Genomic DNA, 15988 nt, shown 5'->3' on the forward strand with positions numbered 1-15988 from the left:
GGGCAGGGCGGGCTGGTGCGCTTCGAGGTCCCCGTGGCGCTGACGGCCGCCTGGAAGTCGCTGGCGAGCACGGAGGGCGCCACGTTGTTCACGGCCCTGTCCGCGGTGTTCGCCGCGCTCTTGCGCCAGGTGTCCGGCCAGGAGGACGTGCTCGTGGGCACGGTGGTGGCCAACCGGGGACGCCGCGAGCTGCGCGACGTGGTGGGCCTGCTCTCCAACACCGTGGCGCTGCGCTGCGACCTGACGGGCAACCCGTCCTTCCGCGAGCTGCTCCGGCGCCACCGTCTGCGCACCACGGAGGACCTGGGGCACCAGGAGCTCCCCTTCGACGAGGTGGCCGCGAGCCTCCCGCACGGGCTGCAGGTCGCGTGCGTGTTCGAGAGCGCGACGGGGGTGGACCTGTCCATCCCCGGCATGTCCTGCACGCTGCTGTCGGACACGCCGGACGCGTCCGTGCCGGGGCTCGCCCGTCAGGCGCTGACGCTGCTGCTGCGCGAGGACCTGGCGGGGCTTCGCGGCGCCTTCGAGTACGCCGCCGCCGTCTTCCAGCATGCGGAGGTGGAGCGGCTGGCCCGGGCCTTCCGTCACCTGCTGGGGCGCATCGTCGAGGCGCCGGACGCGCGGCTGGACGAGCTGGCCCTGTCCGACGAAGCGCCGCGTCAGGCGCCGGGCGGCGGACCCGCGAGGACCTCCGGCACGGCGGACTCCAGCGCCTGACGGGCCTCTTCGAAGTCCCGTCGCGCCAGGTCCACCCACTCCCGGAGCTGCTCCAGCGGCTCGTGCGGCGCGCGCGTCTCCAGCGCCTCGCACCGGCGCGACAGCCGGGCCGCGCCGAACAGGGCCGCGCTGGAGCGCAGGCTGTGCGCGTGGCGGGTGAGCGCCGCCGCGTCGGAGGTCTCCAGGGCCTGCTGGAACGAGGACAGGTGCTTGTCGGCGTTGCGCAGGAAGTCGCGCACCAGCGTGGCCAGCTCGCCCCGGTCCGGGCCGGTGAGCAGCTCCAGCTTCTCCACCGCGGAGGCGTCGAAGCCGGGCGCCTCGGGCGGGGGCGCCAGCGGGAGGTCGGGCAGCCGCGCCGCGCTCTCCAGCGCCGCCATGAGCAGCGTGGCGTCCACCGGCTTCGTCACGAAGTCGTTCATCCCCGCCTGGAGACACAGGTCCTTGTCGCCCTGGATGACGCTCGCGGTCATCGCGATGATGCGGGGGCTGCCATACCGGGGAGCGTCCGCGCGGATGCGGCGCGTGGCCTCCAGGCCGTCCATCTGCGGCATGTGCACGTCCATGAAGACGACGTCGTAGCGCTCGCGCTCCAGGGCGCTCAGCGACTCCACGCCGTTGCCCGCCACGTCCGCGTCGTAGCCGAGCTTCTTGAACAGGCGCAGGCCGACCTTCTGGTTGATGGGGTTGTCCTCCACCAGGAGGATGCGCAGGGGCAGCCGCTGTCCCAGCGTGGCGTCCAGCTCCGCGGAGGCGCGGGTGGCCACCTCCTCACCCTCGCGCAGGACGACCTCCACGCTGAAGGTGGAGCCCAGGCCCACGGTGCTGTGCACGCGGATGGTGCCGCCCATCAGCTCCGCCAGCCGCAGGCTGATGGCGAGCCCCAGGCCCGTGCCGCCGTAGTGGCGGCTGGTGGACGCGTCCACCTGGCTGAACGAGCGGAACAGCCGGTCCATCCGCTCCGCGGGGATGCCGATGCCGGTGTCCTGGATGTCGAAGCGCAGGGGCCAGCTGTCGGGCTCGAGCCCCGGCTTCAGCTCCCCGCGCGACACGTGCACGCTGACGCCGCCCTCGTGGGTGAACTTGAGCGCGTTGCCCACCAGGTTGACCAGCACCTGCCGCAGCCGTGTCTTGTCGCCCCACAGCGCGTCGCGCACGTCCGCGTCCACCGTGTGCTTCAGGTACAGGCCGCGCGAGGCCGCCTGCGGCCCCAGCAGGCCCAGGCACTCCTTGAGGCTCTGGCGCAGCGAGAAGGACTGTCCGTCGAGCTCGAACGCGCCCGCTTCAATCTTGGAGAAGTCGAGCAGGTCGTTGATGAGCCGCAGCAGCGCCTCGCCGCTGGTGTGGATGACGTCCACGCTCTCGCGCTGCTCCTCGGTGAGCGACGTCTCTCGCAAGAGCTGCGCCATGCCCAGCACGCCGTTCATGGGCGTGCGTATCTCGTGGCTCATGTTGGCCAGGAAGCTGGACTTGGCGGTGTTGGCGGCGTCCGCCTCCGCGCGCGCGGCGTCCAGCGCCAGGTTCTTCTCCCCCATGCTGGAGAGCGCGTCCTGGGCCTCGGTGACGTCCAGCAGCGCCCACAGCCTGCCGCGCGCGGAGCCCCGGCGCGCGGGCACGCAGGAGACCGACAGCGTCTGGTGCGGCGACTCGAAGCGCCAGAGCATGTTGCGCAGCTCCGGCTGGCTGCCGTCGAACAGCCGCGCCATCCGCTCCTCGATTTGCACGCGGTTGGTCGCGCGCTCGCGCAGCGAGGCCATGGCGCGCGACATCTGGTGGGCGGGCACCTGGCCCTCGGGCAGCCCGAGCATGACCGCGCCCGGCTTGTTCACCCACGTCTCGACGCGGTTGTGCTCCAGGAACACCAGCGCGCAGGGCACCGCGTCGGTGATGGCGTCCACGCGCGCGCGCAGGGTCTCCGTGGCGCTCTCCAGATCACACTCTCTCGCGCAGGTGAGCAACAGCCCCGTCAGGGCCTGGAGGCAGGCGCGCTCGGAGGCGGAGAAGCCGCCGGCGCCCTGGCGCACCAGCACGATGCCGCCCTTGCGGTCATCGACGGAGTGCCAGGGCAATACGGCCATGGCGCCGCGCAGCGACTCCGGGACGCCGCTCTCCTGGGGGCGGGGGTCGTGGAAACGCCACGTCGAGTCCTCCGTCAGGGGACCCCTGAAGAGCGCCTCGCCCAGGTGCGCCAGCCGGGGGCGCTGCGCGGGCGTGCCGGCCAGCTCGAACACGGTGAGGGGGTCGATGCGGCGCAGGCTGACGGCCACGTCCGCGCGGCAGGTCTGGCGCACCACCTCCAGCAGGCGGGTGAGCTGGCCGCCGTCGCGTGTGCCGAGCGCTCGCACCGCGGCCACCATCAGCTCCGCCACCGCCGCGTCCACGGCGAGGGAACCGGTGGGGCCCCCCGGTTCCGTCACTTCCTTCGAGGAATCGCTCACGCCGCCGCGAGGGCGCTTGCCGCGAGGGCGTCCGAGATGAGCGAGTTGACCTCGGTGGGCGCGCTCAGGTGCGGCAGGTGTCCCTGGTTGGGGACGTAGCGGATGTTGCCGCTCGGCAGGTTCCTGGCCAGGTACTCGCCCACCGCGGTGGGGACGGCGAAGTCGTTGAGCGGCTGGACGACCCAGGTGGGGACCTTCAGCCGGGTGATCTGCTCGCGGTAGTCCGACTCGAAGATGATGCGAATCACGCCGACGGCGATGTCGGGGCGCAGCGCCAGCAGCGAGTCGGCGAAGCCCTTGACCATCGCCGGCGTGGCGGCGGGACCCATGGCCGCCTGCGCGAAGCCGCTGGCCCAGGCCTCGAAGTGCTGCTCGATGGTCTGGTACAGCTCGTCGACGGCCTGGCGGTCGAACCCGCCCTTGAAGTCAGGCGAGTTGAGGTAGCGGGGCGAGGCGCCGATGAAGAGCATGCCCCGGAAGAACTCGGGTCGGACCAGCCCCGCGAGCATGCCAATCATGCCGCTCATCGAGTGGCCCACGTAGAACACGTCGCGCGCCTTGACCGACTCGAGCACCTCCAGCAGGTCCAGCGAGTAGCTCTCCAGGGCCGCGTAGCGGTGGGGGCTGTAGTCCTCCAGGTTCGTGCCGTGCGTGCCCACGTGGTCGAACAGGACGATGCGATGCGTGTCCTCGAAGGCGCGCACCTGGTGGTGCCACGCGCTCTGGTTGGTGCCGAACCCATGGGCGAAGACAATCACGTCGTCGCCTCGGCCAATGACCTGCACATTGTTTCGAGTGGTGACTGACTTGGACATGGCGCGAGTCTAGATGATGCGGGGTGCACGGGACGATGCAGCCCGCATGCTCGCAAGTCGACCACCCGACGGAACGTCACGACTCTCGCAGGCGCGCTCACGTTGCCGCACAAGGCGGCAGTGTACCGAGGGCCAGTTGACCCGTGGGAACCCCGTAGTCGCGCGGGGCATGACGGACAGTCGCCGCGTCGGCCCTGGCACATCGCGCGCGAGGTCTGTCCGCGGGCGTCCACTCGCGGGCCCGGCGGGTTGAGGCGCGCGAGGCGTCCGGGGACAACGGCGCGTGGGGAGGAGCGCGCATGGGACTGTCGATGTGCCTGACGATGTGGGTGGGGCTGATGTCTGTCGCTCCAGCGAGCAGCGAGGCACAGCGGGCCGGCAGCACGGAGTGGACGCTCAGCCAGCCGGCCACGGGCGCGCAACTGGAGGGCTACGCCAGCGCGACGAGCGTGCAGCGGGGCCAGTCCATCGACATCCACGTGCGGACCGACAGCCCGCATGCGGTGCGCTGGGAGCTGTACCGCATGGGCCACTACGGCGGCGCGGGCTCGCGGCGCCTGGCGTCCGGAGGCCCCGTCACCCTCGGCCCGCAGCCCACGCCGGCGGCCGACAAGACGACGGGGCTCGTCGAGTGCCGCTGGCCGGTGAGCTTCACCGTGGCGACCCAGGCCTCGTGGCCCAGCGGGGTGTACCTGCTCAAGCTGGTGCGTGACGACGGGCCGCAGTCCTACGTCATCTTCGTGGTGCGCGCCGACGAGCGGAAGAACACGGGCGTGGTCCTGATTCCGTTCACCACGTTCCAGGCCTACAACGCCTGGGGCGGGGAGAGCCTCTACGCCACCTCCCTGGGACTGTCCGGGGGCCACGCGAAGGTCGCCTCGTTCGACCGGCCGTACCTGGATGGCAATGGCGCGGGCGAGTACTTCCATGCCTCGCACCACTTCGTGCTGTGGGCCGAGTCCAAGGGCTACGAGCTCAACTACGTCACCAACGTGGACCTGGACCGGGACCCCTCGCTGTTGCTGGGACAGAAGCTGTTCATCTCGGTGGGGCATGATGAGTACTGGTCGCGTCCGCTCAAGCAGGCGGTGGACGCGGCGCTGGCGTCGGGGGTGAACCTGGCGTTCCTGGGCAGCGACACCAGCTGCTGGCTCATCCGCCTGGAGGCGGGGCCCACGGGCACGTCGCGGCGCAGGCAGGTCTGTTACAAGGACGAGGCGCCCCAGGAGGACCCGAAGGCGGGCACGAACCTCATGACGGTGCGCTGGCGCAACGCGCGCCTGGGGGAGCCGGAGAACGGCCTGGTGGGCGTGATGTCCGACGCCTGGGGCCTCATCCCGCAGCCCTACGTGGTGCGCACGCCGGGCGCCTGGCCCTTCGCCGGCACGGGGCTCGCGCAGGGCGACTCCATCCTCTCCGTGGTGGGCTACGAAATCGACCGCGCGTGGAGCAACGGGGCCTCGCCGCCGGGGCTCGTCGCCCTTGCCGAATCGCCAGCCATCAGCAGCAGGGGCGAGCCCAACCGGCACACCTCCACCCTCTACACCGCGCCCTCGGGCGCGTTCGTCTTCGCCAGCGGCGGCATCTCCTGGTCCCACGGCCTGTCGCATCCACACTTCGCGGACCTGCGCGTGCAGCGCATCACCGACAACGTGCTGCGCAGGGCGGGCCTCGTGCCGCCGCTGGCGGGCGACACCTTCGGCGCGGACGACCCCAGGCCCGTGGACCGCACCGGACAGTCCGCGGGCGTGTCCACCTTCGCGGGGGCCGCGTTCCAGGAGGGGTTCGTCAATGGCCCCGCGACGCAGGCGCGCTTGCGCCGGCCCACAGGCGTGGCGGTGGACGCGCAGGGCAACGTGTTCGTCGCGGACACGGGCAACCACGCGGTGCGACGCATCGCCAACGACGCGGCGCGCACCGTCACCACCATCGCGGGCACGGGCACGCCGGGGGTGGGCGAGGGGGCCGGCGCGACGACGGCGCTGCGCTCGCCGCAGTCCATCGCCATCGCCACCGACGGCACGCTCTACGTGGCGGACACGGGCAACCACCGCGTCGTCCGCATCGCCCGGGACGCGCGCTGGACGGTGACGACCTTCGCGGGCTCGAAGGACGGACGGCAGGGCAAGGTGGACGGCGTGGGCACCGCCGCGCGCTTCCAGACGCCCTCCAGCGTGACGTTCGCCGGGACGGACCTGTATGTGGCGGACACCTTCAACCACCGGCTCGCGCGCATCACCCCGGATGGACGGGTGAGCACGCTGATTGGCGCGCGAGGCTCGGGCAGCACCAACGGTCCCGCCAGCCAGGCGAAGCTCCACCGGCCCACGGGCGTGGCCTTCGGCGGTGGCGCGCTGTGGGTGGTGGACACGGGCAACCGCCTCATCCGCCGCGTGGCGATGGACGCCTCCTTCACCACCTCCACCGCCGCGGGCGCCGTCACCGGCGGCTTCTCGGACGGGGCGGGCAGCGCGGCGCTGTTCCTGCCGATGCTCGGCGCGGCCTACGTCCAGGACCGGCTGCTGGTGACGGACACGGGCAACGAGCGCATCCGCGCCGTCGCCTCCGGCCGGGCGAGGACGTACGCGGGCACGGGCGCGCATGGTGCTCGGGATGGCGCGGCGGAGCAGGCCACCTTCAGCCTGCCCGCGGGCATCGCCGGTCTGCCGAACGGAGACGTGCTCGTGGTGGACCAGGGCGCGTCCACGGTGCGCAAGCTGCTCGCGCCCGCCTCGGGGGGAGGCTCGCGACCCGTGCCGCGCATCACCGGTGGACCCTTCTCCGGGACGAGCGCGCCCTTGAACGTGTTCCTCGACGCGACGACGAGCACCGCGACGGGCGCGGGCCGCTGGATTCAGCGCTTCCGGTGGGAGCTGGGTGACGGCACCACGTCCGACGCGGCGTACCTGGAGCACCGCTACACGGGCGTGGGCCGCTACACCGTCACGCTCACCGCCACGGACGACCTGGGGGCGAGCGCCTTCGCCACGCAGGTCATCCAGGTGGGCCCGCCCTGACGACGGGCCCGTTCAGGCTCAGGACTTCAGGAAGGCGAGCAGGTCCGCGTGGAACTGCTCGCGGTGCGTCACCGTCAGGCCGTGCGGAGCGCCGGCGTAGACCTTGAGCGTGGAGCCCTTCACCAGCCGGGCCGCCGCGCGCGCCGCGCCCTCGATGGGGACGATCTGGTCGTCATCACCGTGGATGATGAGCGTGGGGACGTCGAACTTCTTCAGGTCCTCGGTCTGGTCCGTCTCGGAGAACGCCTTGACGCAGTCGTAGGCGGGCTTGAGGCCGCACTGCATGCCGGCCAGCCAGAACGCGTCGCGCGCGCCCTGGGAGACCTTGGCGCCGGGGCGGTTGGCGCCGAAGAACGGCGTGGTGAGGTCCTGGAAGAACTGGGAGCGGTCGGCGAGGACGCCCGCGCGGATGTTGTCGAACACCTCGATGGGCAGGCCGCCCGGGTTGCTGGCCGTCCTCGCCATGAGCGGAGGCACCGCGCCCACCAGCACCGCCTTGGCCACGCGCTTCGTGCCGTGCCGGGCGATGTAGCGCGCCACCTCGCCGCCGCCGGTGGAGAAGCCCACGAGCACCGCGTCCTTGACGTCGAGCGCGTCGAGCACCGCGGCCAGGTCGTCCGCGTAGGTGTCCATGTCGTGACCGGACCACGTCTGGGTGGAGCGGCCGTGGCCCCGGCGGTCGTGCGCGATGGCGCGGTGGCCGTTCGAGGCGACGAACTGGAGCTGCTCGTCCCAGCTGTCCGAGTTCAGCGGCCAGCCGTGGCTGAAGACCACGGGCTGACCGGTGCCCCAGTCCTTGTAGAAGATGCGCGCTCCATCCTTCGTCGTGACGATGCTCATCGTGCCGGCTCCTTCGGGAAGTGACTTCCGCGAAAGCCACCGTAGCCAGATGCACATCCGCGCCCCACCCCAAGCCGAGGCGCGCCTGACTCCCCCGGATGGGGGAGGGTGTCTCAGAGCGGCGTGGGCTCCAGCCTCGCGACGAAGTGCGACAGCCCCGGCACGGGCGAGTCCTGGATCAGCTTCAGGCCGTGGCGGATGGAGGCGCGGCGCTGATGCACGGCGGCCACGCACTTCGCCACGTAGGCCATGTGGTGGTTCGTATAGGCCCGCCTCGGGATGGCGAGCCGGAACAGCTCCAGGCGCGGGGGCTTCTTCCTGCCGGTGACGGGGTCGGTGTCCTCGAACGCCAGCGCGCCGAGCCCCACGCCACGGATGGCGCCCTCGCGATACAGCTCCACGCTGAGCACGTCCGCCGGGTAGCACCGCTGGGGGATGTGCGGCAGGAACGCGCCGGCGTCGATGAAGACCGCGTGTCCGCCCACCGGGCGCAGGATGGGCACCCCCGCCTCGGTGAGCAGGTCCCCCAGGTAGCGCACCTGGGAGACGCGGTGGGCCAGGTACTCCTCGTCGACCATCTCGCGCAGACCTATCGCCAGGGCCTCCAGGTCCCTCCCCGCGAGCCCGCCATAGCTGAGGTAGCCCTCGTGCAGGATGGTCCGGGGCGCCAGCTGGTAGTAGAGGGCCTCGGTGCGCATGGCCACCAGGCCGCCGATGTTCACCAGCGGGTCCTTCTTGCAGCTCACGGTGATGGCGTCCGCGCAGTCCATCATCCGGCGGAGGATTTGCGCGCACGTGAGGTTCCGACAGGACGCCTCGCGCTGCTGGATGAAGTACGCGTTCTCCGCCATGCGCGCGGCGTCCAGGAACAGGGGGATGCCGCGTGCGCGGGTCAGCCGCGCGCAGGCCCGCAGGTTCTCCAGGCTGACGGGCTGGCCACCGCCGGAGTTGTTGGTGACCGTCACCATGACGAGCGGAATGCGCCGCGAGTGCGGATGCTGCGCGAGGGCCGCCTCCAGCTTGCTCAGGTCGACGTTGCCCTTGAAGGGGGCGTCCACCTCCGGCTGGTAGGCCTCTTCCACCACGCAGCTGAGCGGCTGGGCCCGGGCCTGGAAGATGTGGGCCCGCGTGGTGTCGAACGGCATGTTCATGGGGATGAGGTCCCCTTCGCGGGCCAGCGAGCTGAAGACCACGTGCTCCGCGGCGCGCCCCTGGTGCATGGGCAGGAAGTGGTCGAAGCCGAGCAGCTCCTGGAGGGTCTTCTTCAACGTGTAGAAGCTGTCCGCGCCCGCGTAGGACTCGTCGCCGTTCATCAGCGCGGCCCACTGCGCCTTGCTCATGGCGCCGGTGCCGGAGTCCGTCAGCAGGTCCAGATACACGTCCCGGCTCTTGAGCTGGAACATGTTGTAGTGGCTGGCGCGCAGGGCCGTCTCGCGGGTGTCGCGCGAGGGCAGGGCGAGCGGCTCGACCATCTTGATGCGGAAGGGCTCGGGCAGGACCTGGGGCTTCGTCATCGGCGACGCTCCTCATCGAGGGGGCTGGGGACGACGAACTTGCGGCGCCGAGGTTCCGTTGCCCATTGAACCGACGGACAGTCCTCGAGGGCGATGCCCCGCAGGGCGAGCTGCTTGCGGGCCCCGGACAGAGCGCCTCCGCGCATGTCTGGAATCGAAAGGCCCCGAGCGCGCCCCTGGAGCCTCCGGGCTTCGTCGGTTATGCGCCACTGCGTCCACCAAGCGTCCGCTGACGAACGTGACGAGGAACTCCGTCCGCCGCGTGCGGGGTGGCTGGCCTAGGGTCCGACGCGTGGACCCCGTGGATACTGGAGACGCGCGCGCGAGCGCGGAGGAGGGCCGGAGTCGGACGCCTCGGCTGGACGTGGGGGCCTGGAAGAGCGCGGTGGCGCGCGTGGTCTTCCTGGCGCTGACGTGGTGGGCGCTGTGTGACGGCGACCCGAGCAGCCTGACGTTCGGCCTGGTGGTGGTGGGCGTCGTGTCCGGGGTGAGCTTCGTGTTGAGTCCGCCGCGTCGCCACGCGTGGACGCTCCTGGGCGTGGCGGGCTTCGCGCTCTTCTTCCTGAAGGGCTCGGTGCACGGCGGCTTCGACGTGGCGAAGCGAGCCCTCTCGCCCAGCCTGCCCATCTCCCCCGTCTTCGTCCGCTACCCGATGCGCCTGCCCGAGGGCGCGCCCCAGACGCTGTTCCGCATCACCCTCAGCCTGATGCCCGGCACGCTGAACGCGGACGTGGAGGGCGAGGAGCTGGTGGTGCACGCGCTCGTGGACCGCGGCCAGGGCATCCACGAAGAGCTGGAGGACCTGGAGCGCCGCGTGCGCCGGCTGTTCGGCCTGGACGCGTCCGCTCCGCCGCGGGAGGGCGCCCATGCATGAGCTGCGCACGGGCCTGGCCCTCTTCCTGCTCCTGAACATCCTGGCCGGCATGGTGCGCGTCGTTCGTGGGCCCACGCTGACGGACCGCTTCATCGTGGCGCAGCTTTTCGGCACCACGGGCGTGGGCGTGCTGGTGCTGCTCGCCGGGAACGAGGGGAGCGCCCCCTTGCGGGACGTGGCCCTCATCTTCGCGCTGCTCGCGCCCGTCACGGTGGTGGCCTTCGTGCGCTTCGCGGTGGGCAGCGACGCGGAGGACGCGCGCGCTCGCGGGGAGGCGCCGCGCCGATGACCCTCCTCGAAGGTGTCTCCGCGGCGTTCATGCTGGCGGGCGCGGGCTTCTGTGTGGCGGGCACGGTGGGCGTGCTGCGCTTCCCGGACGTGTACTGCCGGCTGCACGCGCTCACCAAGGTGGACAACCTGGGGCTGGGCCTGGTGGTGGTGGGCCTGGCGCTCCAGTCGGGCTCCTGGGCCACGGCGCTCAAGCTGCTGTTCGTCTGGCTGTTCGTCCTCGTCGCCAGTGCCTTCACGTGTCAGCTCATCGCCCGCGCGGCGCTGCGGCGGGGCACGCCGGCCTGGACCGGACGGCGGGAGTCATGATGGACGGGCTGCTCGACGCGAGCCTGGCCATCTGTCTGCCCCTCCTGGCCTGGCGGGTCCTGAGGACGGAGGCGCTGTCGCAGGCCGTGGTGCTCTTCGTGGCCTTCGGCCTGTTCTCCGCGCTGGGCTGGGCGCGGCTGGACGCGCCGGACATCGCGCTGGTGGAGGCCGCGGTGGGCACGGGCCTGACGGGCGCGCTGCTCATGCACACGCTGAGCTGGACGGAGGAGGACTCCTCGGACGTGCGCGCCCGCGCGCGGCGCAGGCCCTGGGCGCTCTTGTGCACGGTGGCCCTGACGGCGCTGCTGGGCTGGGCGGTGCTCGCGCTGCCCGCCGACAGCCAGGGCCTGGGGCGGCTCGTCGCCGCTCGCCAGGGGGACAGCGGCGTGGAGCACCCCGTCACCGCGGTGCTCTTGAACTTCCGGGGCTACGACACGCTGCTGGAGATCGCCGTGCTGCTGGTGGCCGCGCTGGGCGCGCGCGCGGTGAACCCGCGCAGCGAGCGGCCGGAAAAGGAGGCGATGGAGGACCCGCTGACGGGGGAGCTGTTCCAGCTGATGACGCCCGCGCTGCTGCTGGTGGCGGGCTACCTGGTCTGGGTGGGCGACCACGGTCCGGGCGGAGCCTTCCAGGCGGGCGCCATCCTCGCCGGCGGCGGGGTGGTGGCCATCCTCACCGCGCGCATGGGCACGCCGCGCATGTCGTCGTTGCGGGTGCGCTGGGCGCTGCTCACCGGGCCGTTGATGTTCATCCTGGTGGCGGTGGCGCCGCTCGTCTCCGGAGGGCGGCTGCTCGAGTACCCGGAGCAGTACGCGGGCACGCTCATCTTCGTCGTGGAGGCGGCGCTGACGGTCTCCATCGCCATGGTGCTGTTGATGTTCTTCCCCGGGACGCGTCCGCCCCGGGCGCTGCCGGAGCAGCGCCCGTGAGCCCGTGGGCCGTCTATGCGCTTTCGGGCGTGGCGATGTTCAGCGTGGGGTTGGTGGGGCTCTTCTCCCATCAGCACGTGGTGAAGCGCATCCTCGCGGCGAACATCGCGGGCTCCGGCGTGCTGCTGGTGCTGGTGGCGCTCGCGCGGCGGGTGCCCACGGGCGTGCCGGACCCGGTGCCGCACGCGCTGGTGCTCACGGGCATCGTGGTGTCGGTGAGCGCCACGGCGCTCGCGGTGGCGCTCGCGCGGCGCATGGCGCGGCTGCGGGCCGAGCAGTCCCACACCCCGGAGCGGGAGCCCGTCTCCGATGGGGAGCTCTCATGACGGGAGCCTCGGCCTTGATGGCGTGGCCCGTCGTCATCCCTCTGCTGGGCGCGGTGCTGGCGCTGCTGGTGGGACGGCCCGCGGTGCGCCTCATCTCGGGCGTGACGTCGGTGGCCACGCTCAGCGCGTCCGCCGTGCTGGCGTGGGAGGTGGCGCACCGGGGTGTGCTGCGCCAGAGCATCGGCGGCTGGGGCGTGCCGCTGGGCATCGAGTGGCGGGCGGACGGGCTCGCGGTGCTGATGATGTTGACCATCGCCCTGGTGGGCTCGCTCACCAGTGTCCATGCCCTGGACCACCTTCCGGACCGCGAGGACCGGGAGTTCCTGCCGCTGTGGCTGCTGGTCTGGTGCGCGCTCAACGCGCTGGTGCTGTCGGCGGACGCCTTCAACCTCTACGTCACGCTGGAGCTGACCACGCTGGGCGCCGTGGCGCTCATCGCGGTGCGGCGGGACTTGCCGGGGCTGGACGGAGGGCTGCGCTACCTGCTCTTCGCGCTGCCGGGCTCGCTCTGCTACTTGCTGGGCATCGCGCTGTTGTACGGGGCCCATGCGGCGCTGGACGTGGGGCTGCTCGCCGAGCGCGTCCAGTCCGGGCCGGTGACGTGGGTGGCGGCGGCGCTGGTGACGGTGGGGCTGTGCCTCAAGACGCCGCTGTTCCCGCTGCACGTGTGGCTGCCACCGACGTATGCGGGCGCGCCCACGCCGGTGACGGCGCTGTTGTCGGCGCTCATCTCCAAGGGCTCCTACTACGTGCTGTTCCGGCTGTGGCTGGAGGTCTTCGCGCCGGTGATGGACGCCCAGGTGGCGCAGCTGCTCGGGCTGTTGGGCGCGGCCGCGGTCATCTGGGGCTCGTTGCTGGCGCTGCTCCAGTCGCAGCTCAAGCGCGTCGTCGCGTACTCGAGCGTCGCGCAGATCGGCTACATGTTCCTCGTCTTCCCCATGGCGACGGAGGATGCGCGGGCGGGGGCCATCTACCTGGTGGTCTCGCACGCGGCGGCCAAGGCCTCCATGTTCGTGGCGGTGGGCAACATCCACCAGGCGGTGGGAATCACCACGCTGGGTGGGGTGCAGGGCCTGGCGGGGCGGATGCCGTTCACCTTCCTGGCGCTCGGCCTGGGGGGCATCAGCCTGATTGGCATTCCTCCCAGCGGGGGCTTCATCGCGAAGTGGCTGCTGCTCAACGCGTCCATCGCCACGGGCCAGTGGTGGTGGGGTGTGGTGCTGCTGGTGGGCAGCCTCCTGGCGGCGGCGTACGTCTTCCGCATCCTCCGGGGCTCGTTCCTGCCGCTGCCAAAGGGCGTCACCGTGCGAGCCATCCCGCTGGGCAACGAGCTGGCGCCGTTCGCGCTGGCGCTCATCGCGCTGGTGCTGGGGCTGGTGCCCTGGTTCCCGTTGGGGTTGCTGGCGGTGGGGGCGGCGCGATGAAGAACACCTGGCTGCCCCTGTGCGTGCTGCTGAGCTCGCTGTTGCCGGGGCTCATCATCTTCCTGCTCGCCGAGGAGGCGCGGCGTACGCGCACGACGCTCAACCTGACGGCCGCGGCGACGAAGCTGCTGCTCACGGCGGCCATGGCCTGGGGCGTGTTCCAGGGGCGTCAGTACGAGACGCGAGTGACCTTCTTCCCCAACGCGGACCTGGTGCTGAGGGCGGACTCGTTCAGCCTTCTCTTCATCACGCTGTCCGCGGTGCTCTGGTTCGTGACCACCATCTACGCGGTGGGCTACCTGGAGGGCACCGGGCACCGCAGCCGGTTCTTCGGCTTCTTCTCGCTGTGTGTCGCCTCGACGATGGGCATCGCCCTGGCGGGCAACCTCCTGACGTTCTTCCTCTTCTACGAGATGCTCACGCTGTCCACGTACCCGCTGGTCATCCACCGCGGGACGAAGGAGGCGCTGCGCGCGGGCAACGTGTACCTGCGCTACACGCTCAGCGGGGCCACGCTGCTCCTGGCGGGCGTGGTGCTGCTCTACACGCTGGCGGGCACGGTGGAGTTCACCGAGCGGGGGGCGCTGTCGGCCGTGGTGGACCACCGCGCGGAGTTGACGGTGGCCTTCGCGCTGCTCATCGGCGGGCTCGCGGTGAAGGCGGCGCTGGTGCCGTTCCATGGCTGGCTGCCGGTGGCGATGGTGGCGCCAGCGCCGGTGAGCGCGCTGCTCCACGCCGTCGCGGTGGTGAAGGCGGGGGCGTTCGGCATCACCCGTGTCATCTACGACGTGTATGGCGTCTACCTGGTGCACGAGCTGGGGGTGACGCGTCCGTTGGCCATCGTCGCGGCCATCACCATCCTGTACGGCTCGCTGAAGGCGCTCCAGCAGGGGGACTTGAAGAGGCGGCTGGCCTACTCGACGGTGAGCCAGGTGGCGTACATCGTGGTGGGGGTCTCCATCTTCGGCACGGTGTCGACGATTGGGGGGCTGGTGCACCTGGTGCATCAGGGGGTGATGAAAATCACCCTGTTCTTCTGCGCGGGGAACTACGCGGAGGAGCTGCACCTGCACCGGGTGAAGCAGCTGCGCGGAGTGGGGCGGCGGATGCCGCTGACGACGGCGGCCTTCACCCTCGCCGCGCTGGGGATGATTGGGATTCCGCCCGTCGCGGGCTTCATCACCAAATGGTACCTGGGCATCGGCGCGCTGGAGGCGAACGAGTCGTGGCTGGTGGTGGTGCTGCTCTTGAGCAGCCTGCTCAACGCGGGGTACTTCCTGCCCATCGTCTACTCGGCGTGGTTCCAGGCGCCGCCCGAGGACTGGAAGCCGAGCCCCCGTCCCCATGGATGGGAGATTGGCTGGGCGCTGCTGTTCCCGACGGTGGTGACGGCGGTGCTGTCGGTGGCCGCGGGGCTGTTCGCGGGCGCGGAGCTCAGCCCGCTGGGCTGGACGAGGCTCATCACGGACCGGGAGTTCCGGCCATGAGCGGCTGGGAGGAGGTGCCCTCGCTGCTCGTCCTGGCGACCCTGGGCGTGCCGCTGGTGCTCATGGTGGCGATGATGCCGTCGGCGACGCGCGAGGTGGGCGCCCTGCTGGCGCCGTGGGCGGCGCTCCCGACGGTGGTGCTGGGCTTGAGCGCCGGGGCGACGGTGTACTGGCCGCACGTGCTGTTGGGCATGCGGCTGTACGCGCCGGACGAGGTGACGCGGACGTACCTGCTCTTCACCGGCGTGTTGTGGCTGTTCTCCGGGCTCTTCGCGCGAGGGTATCTGCGCGAGGACGGGCGGAAGGCCTCGTTCTGGGGCTTCTACCTGGCGACGCTGGTGGGGAACGTGGGGGCGGTGCTCGCGCGGGACATGGCGAGCTTCTACCTGTTCTTCGCGATGATGACCTTCTGCGCGTATGGGCTCGTGGTCCATTCGCGGGAGGAGCGCGCGGCCCGGGCGGGGCGCGTGTACATCATCATGGCGCTGGTGGGCGAGGTGCTGCTGCTCGCGGCCTTCTTCCTCATCGCGGGCACGCGCATCAACCTGACGTTCGACGAGGTGCCGCGCGTGGTGGCGCAGTCGCCCGAGCGCGCGCTCATCTGCGTGCTGATTCTCGCGGGCTTCGGCGTGAAGGTGGGCGTGCTGCTGTTGCACATGTGGCTGCCCCTGGCGCATCCGGTGGCGCCCGCGCCGGGCAGCGCGGTGCTCAGCGGCACCATCATCAAGGTGGGGGTGCTGGGCTGGCTGCGCTTCCTGCCGCTGGGCGAGGCGAGCGTGCCCGAGGTGGGGCAGGCGCTCGTGGTCCTGGGGCTGGCGGCGAGCTTCTACGGCGTGCTGGTGGGGCTGACGCAGCGGGAGGCGAAGACGGTGCTCGCCTATTCGAGCATCAGCCAGATGGGGTTCTTGACGCTCGCGGTGGGGCTCGCGTTGGGCGCACCGGAGGCGGCGGCGGTGTTGGTGGGCGCGGTGCTCGTGTATGCGACGCACCACTCCCTGGCGAAGGGGTTGTTG

At 71.4% G+C, this 15988-nt stretch carries 14 protein-coding genes; 10 read left to right on the forward strand and 4 right to left on the reverse strand.

The window, feature by feature from the left end; all coding sequences use genetic code 11:
- Positions 1-717 (forward strand): condensation domain-containing protein (locus tag FL311_RS30790; RefSeq protein WP_228557186.1); only part of this gene is annotated, 717 nt, incomplete at its 5' end.
- On the opposite strand, the gene FL311_RS30795 is transcribed toward FL311_RS30790, so the two are convergent.
- Both FL311_RS30795 and FL311_RS30800 read right to left on the reverse strand, forming a co-directional pair.
- Positions 660-3152, reverse strand: a complete 2493-nt coding sequence (locus FL311_RS30795; protein WP_141330735.1) for an ATP-binding protein — start codon at positions 3150-3152, stop codon at positions 660-662. The two genes, FL311_RS30790 and FL311_RS30795, sit on opposite strands and share 58 nt — an antisense overlap.
- Complete coding sequence (locus tag FL311_RS30800) at positions 3149-3967, reverse strand: alpha/beta fold hydrolase (protein ID WP_141330737.1); 819 nt, start codon at positions 3965-3967, stop codon at positions 3149-3151. The genes FL311_RS30795 and FL311_RS30800 overlap by 4 nt, the downstream gene beginning before the upstream one ends.
- A gap of 299 nt (positions 3968-4266) precedes the next feature.
- Between FL311_RS30800 and FL311_RS30805 the strand changes: the two genes are divergently transcribed.
- Positions 4267-6984, forward strand: coding sequence for a N,N-dimethylformamidase beta subunit family domain-containing protein (locus tag FL311_RS30805; protein ID WP_141330739.1), 2718 nt, complete (start codon positions 4267-4269; stop codon positions 6982-6984).
- Positions 6985-7002: 18 nt separating this feature from the next.
- On the opposite strand, the gene FL311_RS30810 is transcribed toward FL311_RS30805, so the two are convergent.
- Positions 7003-7824 (reverse strand): alpha/beta fold hydrolase, encoded by an 822-nt coding sequence (locus tag FL311_RS30810; RefSeq protein WP_141330741.1) that lies wholly within the window; start codon positions 7822-7824, stop codon positions 7003-7005.
- 113 nt (positions 7825-7937) lie between these two features.
- Entirely contained in the window at positions 7938-9338 is a 1401-nt protein-coding gene (locus FL311_RS30815) for a tryptophanase (RefSeq protein WP_141330743.1), read from the reverse strand.
- A 301-nt stretch (positions 9339-9639) separates the two neighbouring features.
- Here FL311_RS30815 and FL311_RS44310 point away from each other — a divergent pair, with 301 nt between their 5' ends.
- From FL311_RS44310 to FL311_RS30855, 8 genes are all read left to right on the forward strand, one after another.
- The gene (locus tag FL311_RS44310) at positions 9640-10212 is read left to right on the forward strand and encodes a Na+/H+ antiporter subunit E (protein ID WP_194869425.1); all 573 of its coding nucleotides are present in this window, start codon (positions 9640-9642) and stop codon (positions 10210-10212) included.
- A complete protein-coding gene (locus tag FL311_RS30825) occupies positions 10205-10501 on the forward strand; it encodes a monovalent cation/H+ antiporter complex subunit F (protein ID WP_141330747.1) in 297 nt (98 codons plus the stop codon). The genes FL311_RS44310 and FL311_RS30825 overlap by 8 nt, the downstream gene beginning before the upstream one ends.
- Positions 10498-10809, forward strand: a complete 312-nt coding sequence (gene mnhG, locus FL311_RS30830; protein ID WP_141330749.1) for a monovalent cation/H(+) antiporter subunit G — start codon at positions 10498-10500, stop codon at positions 10807-10809. Before FL311_RS30825 ends, mnhG begins: the two co-directional genes overlap by 4 nt.
- Positions 10806-11738 (forward strand): hydrogen gas-evolving membrane-bound hydrogenase subunit E, encoded by a 933-nt coding sequence (gene mbhE, locus FL311_RS30835; RefSeq protein ID WP_141330751.1) that lies wholly within the window; start codon positions 10806-10808, stop codon positions 11736-11738. Before mnhG ends, mbhE begins: the two co-directional genes overlap by 4 nt.
- The gene (locus tag FL311_RS30840; RefSeq protein WP_141330753.1) at positions 11735-12064 is read left to right on the forward strand and encodes a cation:proton antiporter subunit C; all 330 of its coding nucleotides are present in this window, start codon (positions 11735-11737) and stop codon (positions 12062-12064) included. Before mbhE ends, FL311_RS30840 begins: the two co-directional genes overlap by 4 nt.
- Positions 12061-13488 carry a complex I subunit 5 family protein gene (locus FL311_RS30845; RefSeq protein WP_141330755.1) on the forward strand — a complete coding sequence of 476 codons (1428 nt, stop codon included), beginning with the start codon at positions 12061-12063 and terminating at the stop codon, positions 13486-13488. The genes FL311_RS30840 and FL311_RS30845 overlap by 4 nt, the downstream gene beginning before the upstream one ends.
- Positions 13485-14975, forward strand: a complete 1491-nt coding sequence (locus FL311_RS30850; protein WP_141330757.1) for a proton-conducting transporter membrane subunit — start codon at positions 13485-13487, stop codon at positions 14973-14975. Before FL311_RS30845 ends, FL311_RS30850 begins: the two co-directional genes overlap by 4 nt.
- The coding region (locus FL311_RS30855; protein WP_141330759.1) for a complex I subunit 5 family protein at positions 14972-15988 on the forward strand (1017 nt) is incomplete at its 3' end. The genes FL311_RS30850 and FL311_RS30855, both read left to right, overlap by 4 nt.

This window comes from Myxococcus sp. AB025B (assembly GCF_006518215.1).
Taxonomy (GTDB): domain Bacteria; phylum Myxococcota; class Myxococcia; order Myxococcales; family Myxococcaceae; genus Myxococcus; species Myxococcus fulvus.

Excerpts from the sequence above, each read along its gene's own strand:
- FL311_RS30815 (WP_141330743.1), bottom strand. The coding sequence starts at position 9,338 with ATGACGAAGCCCCAGGTCCTGCCCGAGCCCTTCCGCATCAAGATGGTC.
- FL311_RS30805 (WP_141330739.1), top strand. The coding sequence starts at position 4,267 with ATGGGACTGTCGATGTGCCTGACGATGTGGGTGGGGCTGATGTCTGTC.
- FL311_RS30845 (WP_141330755.1), top strand. The coding sequence starts at position 12,061 with ATGACGGGAGCCTCGGCCTTGATGGCGTGGCCCGTCGTCATCCCTCTG.
- FL311_RS30800 (WP_141330737.1), bottom strand. The coding sequence starts at position 3,967 with ATGTCCAAGTCAGTCACCACTCGAAACAATGTGCAGGTCATTGGCCGA.
- mnhG (WP_141330749.1), top strand. The coding sequence starts at position 10,498 with ATGACCCTCCTCGAAGGTGTCTCCGCGGCGTTCATGCTGGCGGGCGCG.
- FL311_RS30825 (WP_141330747.1), top strand. The coding sequence starts at position 10,205 with ATGCATGAGCTGCGCACGGGCCTGGCCCTCTTCCTGCTCCTGAACATC.
- FL311_RS30810 (WP_141330741.1), bottom strand. The coding sequence starts at position 7,824 with ATGAGCATCGTCACGACGAAGGATGGAGCGCGCATCTTCTACAAGGAC.
- mbhE (WP_141330751.1), top strand. The coding sequence starts at position 10,806 with ATGATGGACGGGCTGCTCGACGCGAGCCTGGCCATCTGTCTGCCCCTC.
- FL311_RS30850 (WP_141330757.1), top strand. The coding sequence starts at position 13,485 with ATGAAGAACACCTGGCTGCCCCTGTGCGTGCTGCTGAGCTCGCTGTTG.